Source organism: Pseudoalteromonas sp. FUC4, assembly GCF_008370255.1.
Lineage (GTDB): Bacteria > Pseudomonadota > Gammaproteobacteria > Enterobacterales > Alteromonadaceae > Pseudoalteromonas.
On sequence record NZ_SEUI01000003.1, the window covers coordinates 353578 to 368415 of the forward strand.

Sequence of the window (14838 nt, forward strand, 5' to 3'; positions counted from 1 at the left end):
GTTGGAAGCTATATTTTCTTGATCTTTTTTATTCAAAAACCAAGTGTTTTTATTATTTAAACTCAATGTAAATATGACTACGCACTGTACCTTATACAGCGAGTAATGACGTCGATTGGTGTGAATATTCACCGTGGCTTGAATAAAGAGCGCCATATGAATTTAGGCAGTTTAATTAAGTATTATTGATGATTAATTAAGGTCATTGGCTTACCTCTCACTCATCGTTTAGTGCCAATATCAGCCAAGCTACAAATATCTTGAAGTTATACTTTTAAGCCCTATAATTACCCGTAACAACACCCCTCCCGCTACCCGTAAGCTCAGCGCCCTGCGAGGGGTTAATTATTTCTATAGTATGGTAAAAGGATTTAGCCTTCATGCAGATCCCCAAAGCCCCATAACATTTGTGCAGCAAGTCGACTTTCTAGTGGAACCAAAGGCAGTAAATTTTGACTACACATCAAGTGCCTAGGTTTTTAGTTTATTGCTCATCGAGTTAATTACTTTGTCTAGACCACTGCGAATAGAATATAAAAATGCGTTTACCATGTTATTAACCGTGGGAAATTGCGTGACAAAATAAAGGGCAATAATATTGCCCTTTATTACTCGCTTGAATTTGTTTTTATAAACTATAGCGCGACTAAGCTTTGCTCTAGCATTGCCTTTATTTGTTTTACTATTTTAGCTTCTGTTTCAGGTTCGAATTGTTGTATACGTGGGGTATGAATATGCCCTGTAGGTATACTTGAATTAAGCGCATCGCGCAGGCGAATACTTCGGTACGATATTTCGTTAGACAGGTAACCACCGCCGCCGCCATTAACCGCAATACTATTTTTGAGCTCGCCGTAAGAACTTGCTTTATAGGTTTTTTCAAGCGTGGTGACTTCATGATTGTCGATAACTTTATAAGGGCCTTTGGCTTGTTGCATGTAATTTACAGGCAAGCTAAATTTTACGAACTCGTTACCCGGGAGCGGTCGGCCATTAAGCTTTGGTATTACTGGGTTTGTTTGCGTTCCACCATACACAATATTGGCATTGTCTGGGGCGGTTACACTGCGGCGTTTACCCGGAAAGTGTTCTAAGTCAAATTCTGTTCTGCCCATACTTACGGTGACTACCATGTCTACATTATTGAGTGCGTAGTAGGGGGCAAGTAGTGACTCTATTATGCCTTGATCAAAGTCTTCGTAGCGCACAGGCACCATAACTGTGTTAATTTCTGCGCTCACGCCGTTGTAATTAATAACTTGGCCGTCGAGTAATAACGCTGCAACACCTGAGGGGTTACTTTGGTTTATGTTTCTATCGAGTAAAAAAGGGTCAAAGCCCGTAAGTAATATTTTTTTAGTGCTGCCTGATGAAAAATCAAGGTCGGTGCGGCCTCTGCTGCCTTCTTCAAGTAGGGTTAGTAAAGTATTTAGTTGAGCCTGCGTAATTGAAAATTTAGGCGATGTTGTGCGTATTACTTTGCTTGAACCAAAGGGGTCAAATCTTGACTTCATACATCAATGGTCTAGATTTATAGTTTATTGCTCATTGAGTTTATTATTATGTCTAGACCGCTGCGAATAGAGTATGAAAATGCGTTTTATCATGTGATGAATCGCGGAAGAGGGCGTGAAAATACCTTTTTGAGTGATAACGATTTTAAGCATTTTTTATACTGCATTGAGCAAGCAAACCTTCGTTTTAATATTGAAGTGCATTCGTATTGTTTAATGACCAATCATTACCACCTACTAATAAAAACCCCTGATGCAAATTTAGGCAGAGCCATGAAACATATTAATGGTCTCTATACGCAATATTTTAATAGAACACACAACACAGACGGTGCACTGTTTAGAGGTCGTTACAAAGCGGTGCTGGTGGATGCTGACAATTACTTACTACACGTTAGTCGTTACATACATCGTAACCCTATAGAAACCAGTACACCGCTAGTAGATGAACTCATTGACTATAAATGGTCTAGCTATTCAGCCTTCATCAAAAAAACAGCGACGCCAAAATGGTTAGTTCGAGACTTTATATTTTCGCTTCAAGGAAAAAATCGTAAATATACTGCGTACAAACAGTTTGTTGAATATGAAAATAATAAAGAAATAAGTGCTTTTTATGGCGCTAAAAAGTTATTTTCGGTGTTGGGCGGCGATGAATTTATTCAGAATATTAAAGAGTATATTGCAAAATCAGACAACGAAAAAAGCGTTGTTGTTCAGAGGCGTTCAACTGATGATGTTATTGCGTACTTAGCTAAATATTTTTGTATAGATGCACGTAATATTGTAACGGTTAAGAAAGGGCGTAAAGAGAAAAATTTACCACGTATGTTTGCTATAAAGTTATGCCAAGATTTAACAGGGCAAAATTTGAAAGCGTTAGCCGTTGCTTTTAATGTTCAACATTATTCAGCCATATCTCAAACGGTACGCAGGCTAAATAAGTTAATAATTGAAGATGATAAGGTTAGATTACAATTCAAAAAACTTCGAGATAGTTTGATGTATGAAGTCAAGATTTGACCCCTTCAGACCAACGGTATCTAGACTAAATAAGTTAATAATTGAAGATGATAAGGTCAACTTACAGTTCGAAAAGCTTCGAGATAGTTTGATGTATGAAGTCAAGATTTGACCCCTTCAGACCCTTGACCCCTTCAGGCCCTTCATTTTTCGCTTGTTAGATCTAATAAGCACAATGAGATTTTATAGTATTACAAATAAAAAAAAGAAAATAAGTATATATCGCTACTTTTAAAACCAATGTTAATTGTTGACAATTAAATATTTTAAAGTGTATTGTTTGGGTGCGAGTGATAAGTAACCAAAATTACAGGGTTAATGGGGGAGTAATTTATCGCTAGTCTGTGGCCATTAATAATTTTTGGGCGTTATTATGAAAAATGACTGCATGGATATTTTACTTTAACACATCATTTAAATCTTTTTATTCAGTGTCAATTTTTGCTGATTGCGAAACGCTAAATTTGACGTTTTTACAACGGAAAAATTATAAACGCGACACTTGATAAGTTATTGAAATAAGAAATGATAAGGTTAAATCTATAATGATAAAAAAATACAATAAAAAATGTTCTCTACAAAAAGCAGCTGTAACGCTTTTGCTTATAACGACTTTCAACAGTTTTAACATTGTTCATGCAGCGGAAAATAAAGTTTCTGTTGATATAAATTTAGACACTAAACATCGTATAGGTAACATCGAACGCTTTAACCGTGAAAAATTCATCTCATTGCATTCGGCCCCAACAGAAAATGAATGGGATCATGATAACAAAGGTAACAACGCCAAATCAGACCTAATTGGTAGCTTTATTAATGGTTATGATGTTTATTTTGGCCGTGATACGGGATACATGAAAAATCAATTATTTGCTCAAAAACAAGATAGTAATCGTTTAGGCTTTATTGATGAATCTGTTTTAACTAAGAAGGGCAATGCTGCAATTAACTCCTTTGAAAACGGTAACGCTACTCGGTTTGTTAACGCCAGACGCTTTAAAAATAGATCTAAAGATATGGTTGTTGGTGGGCAAGTACATCCTTATTATCCTGACGGCACTAATATTGGTAATAGTAATTGGGCATTCTCACAAAAAAACACTAACCAAGAGCCTATTGGTACCGCTACAGGCCATTATATGGGGCAGTTTCTACAAAAATATTTTGCGCAAACGAACACCGGTGCAGGTGCGCCTAAACCTGCTTATTTAGAAGTTGTAAATGAACCTTTGTATGACCTTAATATTGCGCCTAAAAACGGACGTGATAAGGCACCTATAGCTGAGATCTTCAAATACCATAAAAGTGTCGCGCAAGAAATTCGTAAAACTAATAATCAAACATTAAACAAAAATATCAAGGTTGCAGGCTATACCGTTGCCTTTCCTAACTATGATTGGGATAATTTTGAACGCTGGGAAAGTAATGACAAATTGTTCATCGATACGGCAGGTGCCGATATGGACGTATTTTCTATTCATCTGTATGACTTTCCAACTCATCCTCGAGGAGAAGAATATAGACGAGGCAGTAATGTCGAAGCAACACTCGATATGCTAGAGCAATATTCTAATATCAAATTCGGTCGTACTAAACCATTATTAATTTCAGAATATGGTGCGTCAGTACATGCTTTGCGAAACAAACCATGGTCACAAGTAAGAGATGCTGAAAAGTTACGCGGTTATAATGCACTATTAACTCATTTTCTAGAACGTCCTGACGTTATAGCTAAAGCAATTCCTTTTATTCCCGTGAAAGCTGAATGGGGTCGTCATAGTGACACCGGCTACCCTTATGAAAATAGATTAATGAGACAACAATTTGAAAAGTCAGGGCAAACAGGAACCGATTGGATCTACACTGACTTAGTAAAGTTCTTCCAATTGTGGTCTAAAGTTAAAGGTATACATGTGGACAGTTGGGCATCTGATCTTGATATCATGGTCGATGCATATGTACAGAATAATAAAGCACATATCATAATGACGAGCTTAGAGTTTCAAGATACTGATGTTGCATTAAAAGCACTTGGGAACGATGGAAATACTATCAAATCAGTCCAAGTAAAAACTTTATCTTATGATAATAACAACCATGCAAAATTGGTTACTAAAACAATGTCATCGGTACCTAAAACGGTTTCTTTACCGAAAGAAAGCACCCAAATCATGACAATTACTTACCACAATAAAATTAACATTGATAAGGTGAATCAACAAAATAAATATTATGCCACTACCTATAAGCAGCCTATAAAAGCGAACGTGGATATCTATTTTAATATTAAAGATGTGGAGGTGGGAGCACAAGGCGAAGCCGTTTTACGATTAGGTATTGGTCGGGAGCACGGTAAATCGCTCACACCGACAGTAAATGTGAATAACGTACCAGTTGAAGTGCCTACTGACTTCAGAGGATATGACCAGAAACAAGGTAAAACTCGCAACGGACGCGCAAGTTTCTTTGGCGTAATTGAAATTCCTGTGTCACATGATCTACTACAAGGCAGCAATTGGGTACGTATCAACTTTGATGATGCTGGCGGATTTGTAACAAGCGCAGCTTTGCAGGTTGTTAACAGCAGTGACGAGATTACGCGATCACTTTAGAAAATAAAAGGACTCGAACCTGACCTAACACATTTGGTCTAGATTTATAAAAATAGGTAGGGACAGGTCTTTCTTTTTGCTTTTAAGATTAAGAAAAAGTAGTAACCTCCTTAAAAAATAATTTGATAAAGAAGCTAAGAAGGGCAATATTATTGCCCTTTTTTATGCGCTTAAATTGGTTTTTATAAACTATAGCGCTACTAAGCTTTGCTCTAGCATTGCTTTTATTTGTTTTACTATTTTTGCTTCTGTTTCAGGTTCGAATTGTTGTATACGTGGGGTGTGAATATGCCCTGTAGGTATACTTGAATTAAGCGCATCGCGCAGGCGAATACTCCTATACGATATTTCGTTAGAGAGGTAACCACCGCCGCCGCCATTTACCGCAATACTATTTTTAAGCTCGCCGTACGAACCCGCTTTATAGTTTTTTTCAAGCGTGGTGACTTCGTGATTGTCGATAACTTTATAAGGGCCTTTGGCTTGTTGCATGTAACTTACAGGCAAGCTAAATTTTACAAACTCGTTGCCTGGGAGTGGTCGGCCATTAAGCTTTGGTATTACTGGGCTTGTTTGCGTGCCGCCATACACAATATTGGCATTATCGGGGGCGGTTACACTGCGACGTTTACCTGGGAAACGCTCTAAATCAAATTCTGTTCTGCCCATACTTACGGTTACTACCATGTCTACATTATTAAGTGCGTAGTAAGGGGCAAGTAGTGATTCTATTATACCTTGATCGAAGTCTTCGTAGCGCACAGGCACCATAACGGTGTTAATTTCTGCGCTGATGCCGTTGTAATTAATAACTTGGTCGTCGAGTAATAACGCCGCAACACCTGAGGGGTTACTTTGGTTTATGTTTCTATCGAGTAAAAAAGGGTCAAAGCCCGTAAGTAATATTTTTTTAGTGCTGCCTGATGAAAAAGCAAGGTCGGTGCGGCCTCTGCTGCCTTCCTCAAGTAGGGTTAGTAAAGTATTTAGTTGAGCCTGCGTAATTGAAAACTTAGGCGATGTTGTGCGTATTACTTTGCTTGAAAGTAGGCGCGCCCAGTAAAGCTCTCGGTCGTCGTAGTTATTGGTTTTTATTATGCGTTGCTTGGCGCTTTCCCACAGTTCAAAGCTAAAGTTTTGTACTAAAATTTTTGCACTTTTAAAGTCGTTTAATTCTTTAAATTGTTGCTCAAAACTTGATACTTGTGAGGTAAATGCATTTAAAACATTTGGCATTGCCGATTGGGCTTTGTTGATACGCTGTTCTTCAACAGTTAAAGGATTACTTAAAGCAGCGAATGAAGAAGCAATTAAGCTGGTCGCTAATAATACTTTGATCATAATATTCCTAATATAAGGTTATTGTTTTATATGTAATTTACTATCCTACTATTGCTAACTTAGGGCAACCAATTAACGTTGAATCGACTGATATTTGCTTTTGCCGAGCATTGGTATTGTTTAACTGGCCAATTAGCATTATCGGCTAATAAAAATTTATGAGTTAAAAATTGATCTTTATGGGTTCTACTTTAAGCGCTCATAAAAGTAAAAAGCCGTAGCATTAATGCAGCGGCTTTCGATTATGGTTTTATGCGCTTCGGCTACATGAGTAAAAGGTTTTATACCCCTTTAAAAACCTCGTTTTAATCGTCAGGCCCTTTGAGCGTAAATTTTAAATGTTTACGCATATCTTTTAAAATAACGCCTTTTTTAAGCATTGCGCCGCTTAAACGCTTTTGCCACTTTAATAAATCAGGCTCTGCGGCGGCTAAGGCTTGCTCGTTTTCAAACTGAAAGCACAGCAGTAATGAACTTGGAAATAAGTGATATTCCACATCAAACCAGCATTGCAGCATGCCTGGGAGCTCAGCGCGGCCTTGTTCTTCTAATTTTTCGGCAGTATTAAGTACAAGTGCTTGCTGTTTTACTTGCACTGCAGAGAGTTTTTTCATTATTAAAATCCAAGTTAGCGGCTAAAAAATGCAGCCGGAATGCGGGCATTATACGCAAGCTTGTGGGCAGGCAACAACTTTGAAAGGGGGTTAATGCTTAATAGAGTGTATCTGTTTAAAATATGGAGTACATGTTGGAAGGCGCCTTCGGCTTTTCTAACTTATGTAGGTCGGATAAGTGGCGTAGCCGTGCCATCCGACATTTTAAGTTTCATCACTGAACCCCGGTTTGGGTATTTATATGTTTTTGGCTCAATAGTTAAGTAACCTTAACTAGGGTTTTGCCAAGTGGCTTACGACAACACAGGAGTAGCTGTCGCAAGCCGCCTTTTGAGCCTCTCCGTATTACGTTTAATACTTATAAGAGGTATCAATAGGGACGGTTTATTTAGATCGGCGCTTGTCTAGCACATAGCGTACGGCCATTCTTGCAGCGCCCGCACCAATGCCTGAAACTACCGCCCATGTAACGGCCTCTTTAAGATCTGTTTCTTCGCTTGGTCTATCTTTTGGGGCTGGTTCGTTGGTAACCTTTTCCCACGATTTTTGTAAAGTTTTCCTTGTTAACATACCTGCAGATGCAGCGGCCAGACCTATACCTATTGTCGTAATTAGCTGTTTATTACTCATATTATCCTCGATTATTTAGTTGTAACTTGAGTTATTAATAGGTAACTCTTTAAGTAAGAACAGTAGTAACAGCAATTTATATACCGATAGGCTTAAAATAGGTATTACGAGAAACACAAAGCATTTATATCTACCCGCAATAATACTAATCAATTTGAAGCATTAGCCTGATGCTAACTTAGTTGAGGGTTGGTGGTTATAGAGCAACCAATACCGTGGCATTAGTTAGAATATTAAGCTAAAGATTACTCTACTGTTGTTAGGGTATTTCTTAAGTTAGTAACTCAGTACCTAGTAAGGCGTCAATATAGGCGAGCTCTTCGCTAAAAATGCCATTTAAAAAAGCGTTTTGCTCAATTATTACAGCGTCATTAGGTTGGGCTTTGTATTCTTGTTGGCATCTTGTAAGCTCGCTGGCTAGCCATTGGCAGGCGTTGCTAGCTGTGTTTATTGCCGTTTTTAAAAATGATGACCATTTTATTTTTTGTAAATTAAAGCGATAAAGCATAACTGCAATAGCCCCATAAGCCTGCTGTTCAGGTGTTGGCATGTTGTTAGTATTTGAAGTGCCGTTTAAAAGCTTGGTATTAATCATCGCTTGTTGCAGTGCAGTTTGTTGTGATTGATTTAAAAAGTTGTTTTCGTAATTCATGGCCGGCCTATATCTGCTAATAGCAGGGCAATATAAAAAGGAGATTTAGCACAGTATTTTACGATTTATGCGCACCGAAAAATTAGCCGCAGTGATAACAAAATTAGGCTGACTCTTTACTGAACTAATAAAACACAATTGTAACTGGGTAGGGAGCCTGAAGAGGGTAAGCGTCTTTTTTTAATCTTTAAAGCGTATAAAAAATAATGCTCTTTTGGTGTTTTTAATTTTATTGGTAAGCACGGTAATAACCATAAACAAGAGAGTAATAAAAACCTCCCTTTATTTCGTAAGGAGTTTTTTTGTAGATAGGAGTTTTTTACAAAATTTGGCAATTTTTACTCTAACAATGAAAGGGTTAGTTATGGCCTTTGTTTTATCATATTGATTTTAAATAATAAATTTATTGGTTTGGGTTTTGCTTAGTAGTAAGTGTATTTTCTTAAATAAATAAAGGAGTTATTATGAGTACCGTTATTACTGGGTTATTCGAAAGTGCATCACAAGCAACACTCGCAATTTATAGATTAGAAGCTTTAGGTATTAATGAAGCTAACATAAGCATTGTAGCCAATGACTCATACGCAAAGGAAGATTTTGCTGTAGACGAAGGTACAAAAGCGGCTGAAGGTGGCCTTGTAGGCGCGGCTTCAGGTGGTATTCTTGCTGCTATTATTGGCGGTTTTACTGCAGTGGGTACTGTAGCAACAGGTGGTACGGGCTTATTAGTTGCCGGACCATTAGTCGCAGCATTTGCAGCTGGTGGTGCAGGCGCCGCAGTAGGTGGTACTTTAGGCGCTGCAATTGGTGCGTTTATCCCTGAGCACGAAATTAAATATTATGAAGATGCCATTGAAAAGGGCTCTATATTAATTGGTGTTAAGTACGATAGTGACAATAAAAACGCTATTGAAGAAATACTTAACAATGCAGGCGCAAGTAACGTTTCTACGGCTTAACGCTAACTAATTAATTTCAAAATTAATTATAAAGGTGAAACTTAGTTTCACCTTTTTTTTTCGTTTTTTTAACTTGGCTTTTTGAGCTGGATCGTTGGTAATCTCCTTTTATGAGTTTTGTAAAGTTGCCATTTTGTTTGTAAATATGCCTTGGTTTTTGCTCAATCTTTGGCTGAAAGTCAGTTTTGTTAGTTAATTAGCTACTTATTTAAGTTTAATAAAAACTATAAATTTACTTTTTAATCAATAAATTAAAAATAAATTATTCATAAATTAATGCTTCCGCGTAGGGCTGGTATAGACATTGAAACTACTTGTTTAATAGCCGCTTAATTTAGCGATATTGTTTTATTAATTTGATACTAAACCAGGAGATGATGATGAATTGTTTGCAGTTTGATTCAAAAACTAAAAGAAGTTTAAACCGCGTTTTAAAACCTGCTTTTGCAATATTATTTACCAGCGTGTTACTACAAAATAGTGCACTGGCTAATGTAAACGTTGAAATGCACCAAGTTACTAAGTCGGGCCAGGGGCAATTGCTAGGCACTATTACACTAACAGAAAATGATCACGGCGTTGTTTTTTCACCAAACTTAAAAGGTTTAACGCCGGGGCAACACGGCTTTCATGTTCATCAATTTGCTAGTTGTGAACCCAAGAAAAAAGGCGATAAGGTAGTGCCAGGTGGTGCCGCTGGTGGGCATTTCGATCCAAAAGCTAGCGAGCATCACGATTCTCCTTGGGGGGATGGCCATTTAGGCGATTTACCGGCGTTGTATGTAAATGAAAGTGGCCAAGCTAAATCGCCCGTTTTAGCGCCAAGGCTCACGCTTGAAAAACTTAAACAACACGCAGTAATGATTCACGAAGGAAGTGATAACTATGCAGATAAGCCAAAGCCATTAGGTGGAGGTGGCAAACGTGTTGCTTGTGGTGTAATTGAGTAAATATAAGGAGAAAGTTATGCCATATAAAAATCGTGATGAATTACCTGAGTCGGTAAAAAGTAACTTACCTAAACATGCTCAAGAGATATATCAAGAAGCGTTTAATAGTGCGTGGGATACCTATGAAGACCCAAGCGATAGAAAAAACGATGATGACCGCGAAACAACAGCGCATAAAGTAGCTTGGTCGGCGGTTAAAAATAGTTATAGCAAAAATGAGAATGGAAATTGGGTAAAGTCGAGTAACTAGCTTTGATCAAACTAATAACAAAGCTAACGCATTAAAAAGCCGCTGTAGCTGATGCAGCTGATATAGCGGCTTTTTATATACTCGTTTTATAGTTGCGCTGTTTATACAATACTTTGCATTATGTTTGAGTAAAAACTGATAAGCAAAACCATAAGTACTGCTTTAAACACGAATGTGAGTTTGGTCTAAATTTACGTTATTATTTATTTGTATTAGCCAATCAGAGAACACTTTGAATTATTTAGCTCACCTTTATTTAGCACAGCCTACAGCCGATTCTCACTTTGGGAACTTGTTGGGCGACTTTGGTGGTAAAAGGCATGTAGAACACTTACCAAATACAGTTATAAACGGGCTCGATAACCACTATTTAGTCGATAAATTTACCGACTCTCACCGCGCAGTAAAACACGCTAAACAGTACTTTTCACCCGAGCGTAAGCGCTTTGCTGGTGTAGCTATTGATGTGGTGTTTGATCATTTTTTAATTGTGCATTGGCAACGATTTAGCAAGCAACCTTTAAGTGATTTTAAGTACACCAGCTATCAGCTTTTAAATAACCGTATACTTGTTATGCCACCGCGAATGCAGCATGTTGTAACAAGCATGACTAAAAACGATTGGTTTAAAGAATATGAAACCGTTGAGGGAATAGGGTTAGCACTGGATAACATTGCCAAACGCATTCGTTTTACGAACACTTTTGCAGGTGCGGCTGATGATATAACGCGTAACTACGACGAACTAGAGGCTACTTTTTTAGAGTTTTTCCCTGAGCTAATTAACCATGTAAGTGAGTTTGACCTCGAAAGCACCTCAAAAAAGAAATAAAGCGCTTTATTTAATGTCTTCATTAATTGTTAACCTTTTGTGATTATTTAATGTAAAAAAAGCGCTACTCTAATACAAATTAATTTTTGAGTGTTTTTAATGAATCGCAATTATTTAGTTATTGTGAGCTTTGCTGTTTTAGCGGCATTTCAATCTGGTGCTGTATTGGCTTTCGACTTTGACCTAAAATCAGTACGCACAACTATTTCAAACCCAAGCACTAGCCATGCGCTAATATACGATGACTTGGCGGGCAGTAATCAAAAAACACTGTTTTCGTTAGAGCCCATAAATAACCAGCGTGTGGGTGTGTTTTTTGATATTAACGACATTGAAATTGGCTACTCAGCCGATATTTTTGAAGATGATGTTGAAACAAAAACACAAGATATACTGCTCTCTTATAGAAAATTTAAAAATTCTAAAATCACATTTAACTATCAAACGCTTGAAGGGCTGCAAAGCACGGCTAGCAACTTAAGCGGCAATCAGTCAGAGCAATTTTTCTCGCAAAACACACGCTCAACCAAGTTTGAGCTATCTGGCCAACACAACTTTTATACCTTCAATAATAAAGAGTCTTTGTTTGAGCACTTTTTTCTTAACAGACCAAAGCTAAGTAACAAATTTGACGTGGCATTAAGTGTTGTTGGCGCGTGGTCTTTCAAGCATGTATCTCTTGAGAACAAAGATAATATTGTGTTTCAGGCTGATTTTTTAAATTCACCTGTGCCACAGGTCACTAAATTAATTTCTAATTCGTATGGGGGGAGTATTGGCTCGCTTTTATCATTTTCGTTACCGCATAATGTTCACGTATTTGCTGAATACAAAGTAGGTAAAGGGAATATTCAAAACACAAACCCTGGGCTGGGATTAAAAGATTCGGGCGGTGAAAAAGTTGAAGCATACGGCGGTGGAATTTCTTGGACTTCTGACAATAAAAAACTTATGGTCGTACTACGTGCATGGGAGCAAACGGGCCGTCATATAAATACTTCTTTTGGTGATTTGTCAGTAATTAAGTTTTTTTAGTATTGATCACCGAGATAGTGAATTTACCAGGAATACTATGAGTAATAATAACGCAGTACCTCAGGCTTATGTGAAGCAAGAGGAAGGTTACCGAATTAAAGCCTTAAGATTGTACCCTTGGGTATGCGGGCGTTGTGCCCGTGAATTTGAGTACTCTAATTTACGTGAGTTAACGGTGCATCATGTTGATCATAACCACAGTAATAACCCTGAAGATGGCAGTAACTGGGAGCTATTGTGTATTTATTGCCACGATAATGAGCACAATAAATATCACGAACATATTATGTATGGTGGGTCGACTACAGAGCGAAAAGTTGAGGCTGCAACGCATTCTCCATTTGCCAATTTAAAAGCGCTGTTAAATAAGTCAAAGTAATATTTTAACCACGTTAATGGTTAAATAAATATAATCTAATTTTATAACAGCGATTACTGGCTTAGCAGTTATTGCAAAATGTAAGCTTTAGCGATTATTTTCCATTCATTATCTAATTTAGATAATGTTAGTGCATCATAAAAACGGTTTGTAGAGCGAAATAAAACAACAGCTAAACGATCGTCAACTATGTTCATACTAATAATTTCACCATCGAGGTTTCCACCCACTGGATTTTTGTTTGATGCCCATTGGTTAAGCACACTGGTCATATCTTTATATGACTTAATAACTTCTTTACCGTCGTCGTTTTTTACTACGCCAACCATTGTTGCGTGCTCTGCTGCAAATGCGCGAAATAAACGCTCTTTACTCGCCTCCCCTTGACCCTGAAAGTAGTCGTTTACTGCGGCTTTTATCGCTACTTTATCAGAGGCTTTATCTGCGTATACACTGAACGATAAAAAGGTAACACTTATAATAACTAACAACGATTTCAACATAAAACTCTCTTACTGCTAATAATGAACAACGCACTAAATTTAAGGCTGCTGGTGTAAGCTAAAGCAACCTTATAATATTATATTTAAGCTAAGCCTTATTTATTAAAGCTCTTTTGCTGTTTTGTCTTTTATATCAAACCAGTTTGAATCGGCTGAATTAATAAAGCCTGGTACGTCTTTTAGCCATTGTTTTTGAACTGATTTATCAAGATTTAAATAAAGTTTGTTTTCAACAATCTTGAACGCTTCTGGATCTACGTCAAACTTTTTCTCCATTGAAACACCAAACGCACAAAAGCCACCAAATTGTGGTGCGTATTTTTCTGGGTTAGCTCTAAATAAGTCGCGGTGCTTAGCTGAACTGAACTTATAAATGGCATTTTTATGTGTTGCAGTGTATTCAGAGCTGCCTGTTACCGCTTTGTTTTGGGTAAAGTAAGCAACGGTGTCGTAGCCACTAATTGCAATGTCGTTAACGTCGGCATTTGCGTCTATGTCTGCTGCAAAGCTTAATGAACTTGCAAGTACCGATGCTGCAAAAAAAGCTGATTTAGTGAGTGTCGAAAATTTCATGTGTATCTCCAAAGAAAAATTAAATAGGTTTGTTTGTTTAAAACTCAACTGTACTTTATCGTTATTACTTGGTTAATATGCGTCTATTAGTCTGTATTTTCATACCAATAATCCAAAGGAGCGTTTGTGGACGTACTTTCGAGTGTGTTGAGGCATTTTTCACTTAATGCGAATGTGTTTTTTAGCGGCAATATGTGTGGCACGAGCGATTTTAGTGACGATAAAGGTGTTGGGCATTTACATTTATTGCGCTCAGGTACTTTAAAAGTGCGCAGTAACAGTGGCTTTGAAGTGGTTTTATCTACGCCTTCGGTTATCTTTTTTCCTCACTCTACAGGGCATTGTTTGTTTTCGGATAAAAGTGACGGTGCTGATTTAGTCTGCGCACAAATTAGCTATCAAAGCGGCGGGCATAGCCCTTTATTACAGGCGTTGCCTTTTTGTTTAAATTACGAATTAACGGGTGATGGATTATTAGATCAAAGCGCTTTTTGGATTTTTGAAGAGGCATTTAAAGACGCCAGCGGTAAGGATTTAATTATAGATCGCTTATGCGATGTATTTTTAATTAGTGTGCTGCGAAAAGTACTAGAAGAAGGCACAATTAAAAGCGGAATGATGGCAGGGCTTGCCCATCCTCAGTTAGCTAAGGTATTAATTAAAATACATCAAACCCCAGAGCAAAGCTGGTCGCTTAGCGCTATGGCTGAGGAGTGTGGTATGTCGCGTTCTAAATTTGCCGATACGTTTAAGCGAGTAATTGAGCAAACACCAGCTGACTATTTGGCTGATTGGCGTTTATCGGTTGCTAAAAAGCTTATTTTAAAAAATCAAAATATGGATTTAGTGGCTAATCAGGTTGGGTACGAAAATGGCTCTGCACTTGCCCGTGTATTTAGAAAAAAAACAGGGCAAGCACCAAAGGAGTGGCTATTGAGTCAGCAGTAAATGTTTAGTTTTTTTGAGTAAGCTGC

Annotated in this window: 15 protein-coding genes and 1 pseudogene; 9 read left to right on the forward strand and 7 right to left on the reverse strand. The window is 37.7% G+C overall.

Going from position 1 to position 14838, the window contains the following annotated elements; all coding sequences use genetic code 11:
- Positions 1-635 precede the first annotated feature (635 nt).
- Positions 636-1487: pseudogene (locus tag EU510_RS11145) on the reverse strand (hypothetical protein); the annotation flags it as partial.
- 75 nt (positions 1488-1562) lie between these two features.
- Between EU510_RS11145 and EU510_RS11150 the strand changes: the two are divergent.
- Entirely contained in the window at positions 1563-2537 is a 975-nt protein-coding gene (locus EU510_RS11150; RefSeq protein ID WP_149593550.1) for a transposase, read from the forward strand.
- A 545-nt stretch (positions 2538-3082) separates the two neighbouring features.
- Positions 3083-5149 (forward strand): agarase, encoded by a 2067-nt coding sequence (locus EU510_RS11155; RefSeq protein WP_149593551.1) that lies wholly within the window; start codon positions 3083-3085, stop codon positions 5147-5149.
- A gap of 189 nt (positions 5150-5338) precedes the next feature.
- Here the strand turns inward: EU510_RS11155 and EU510_RS11160 are convergent, their stop codons facing one another.
- The 4 genes from EU510_RS11160 to EU510_RS11175 all read right to left on the reverse strand — a co-directional run bounded on the left by EU510_RS11160 (position 5339) and on the right by EU510_RS11175 (position 8383).
- Positions 5339-6487, reverse strand: a complete 1149-nt coding sequence (locus EU510_RS11160; RefSeq protein ID WP_149593552.1) for a hypothetical protein — start codon at positions 6485-6487, stop codon at positions 5339-5341.
- Between the two features lie 305 nt (positions 6488-6792).
- Complete coding sequence (locus EU510_RS11165; RefSeq protein ID WP_149593553.1) at positions 6793-7101, reverse strand: hypothetical protein; 309 nt, start codon at positions 7099-7101, stop codon at positions 6793-6795.
- Positions 7102-7485: 384 nt separating this feature from the next.
- A complete protein-coding gene (locus tag EU510_RS11170) occupies positions 7486-7731 on the reverse strand; it encodes a DUF4235 domain-containing protein (RefSeq protein ID WP_024593336.1) in 246 nt (81 codons plus the stop codon).
- A gap of 271 nt (positions 7732-8002) precedes the next feature.
- Positions 8003-8383 carry a hypothetical protein gene (locus EU510_RS11175; RefSeq protein ID WP_149593554.1) on the reverse strand — a complete coding sequence of 127 codons (381 nt, stop codon included), beginning with the start codon at positions 8381-8383 and terminating at the stop codon, positions 8003-8005.
- A 464-nt stretch (positions 8384-8847) separates the two neighbouring features.
- Here EU510_RS11175 and EU510_RS11180 point away from each other — a divergent pair, with 464 nt between their 5' ends.
- The 6 genes from EU510_RS11180 (at position 8848) to EU510_RS11205 (ending at position 12788) form a co-directional block, all read left to right on the forward strand.
- Complete coding sequence (locus tag EU510_RS11180; protein WP_024604742.1) at positions 8848-9342, forward strand: general stress protein; 495 nt, start codon at positions 8848-8850, stop codon at positions 9340-9342.
- A 380-nt stretch (positions 9343-9722) separates the two neighbouring features.
- Positions 9723-10292 carry a superoxide dismutase family protein gene (gene sodC, locus EU510_RS11185; protein ID WP_149593555.1) on the forward strand — a complete coding sequence of 190 codons (570 nt, stop codon included), beginning with the start codon at positions 9723-9725 and terminating at the stop codon, positions 10290-10292.
- Between the two features lie 16 nt (positions 10293-10308).
- Positions 10309-10542: a ChaB family protein gene (locus tag EU510_RS11190; RefSeq protein ID WP_024604744.1), complete on the forward strand. Its 234-nt coding sequence runs from the start codon at positions 10309-10311 to the stop codon at positions 10540-10542.
- Positions 10543-10774: 232 nt separating this feature from the next.
- Entirely contained in the window at positions 10775-11374 is a 600-nt protein-coding gene (locus EU510_RS11195; protein WP_149593556.1) for an ACP phosphodiesterase, read from the forward strand.
- A 99-nt stretch (positions 11375-11473) separates the two neighbouring features.
- The gene (locus EU510_RS11200; protein ID WP_149593557.1) at positions 11474-12409 is read left to right on the forward strand and encodes a hypothetical protein; all 936 of its coding nucleotides are present in this window, start codon (positions 11474-11476) and stop codon (positions 12407-12409) included.
- Between the two features lie 37 nt (positions 12410-12446).
- On the forward strand, positions 12447-12788 hold the full coding sequence (locus EU510_RS11205) for a YajD family HNH nuclease (protein WP_149593558.1): 342 nt from the start codon (positions 12447-12449) through the stop codon (positions 12786-12788).
- A 68-nt stretch (positions 12789-12856) separates the two neighbouring features.
- On the opposite strand, the gene EU510_RS11210 is transcribed toward EU510_RS11205, so the two are convergent.
- Together EU510_RS11210 and EU510_RS11215 are read right to left on the reverse strand one after the other, a co-directional pair.
- Positions 12857-13291 (reverse strand): nuclear transport factor 2 family protein, encoded by a 435-nt coding sequence (locus tag EU510_RS11210; protein WP_149593559.1) that lies wholly within the window; start codon positions 13289-13291, stop codon positions 12857-12859.
- A gap of 102 nt (positions 13292-13393) precedes the next feature.
- A complete protein-coding gene (locus EU510_RS11215; RefSeq protein WP_024611663.1) occupies positions 13394-13864 on the reverse strand; it encodes a YHS domain-containing (seleno)protein in 471 nt (156 codons plus the stop codon).
- A gap of 126 nt (positions 13865-13990) precedes the next feature.
- Here EU510_RS11215 and EU510_RS11220 point away from each other — a divergent pair, with 126 nt between their 5' ends.
- Entirely contained in the window at positions 13991-14812 is an 822-nt protein-coding gene (locus tag EU510_RS11220; RefSeq protein WP_149593560.1) for an AraC family transcriptional regulator, read from the forward strand.
- Positions 14813-14838 lie beyond the last annotated feature (26 nt).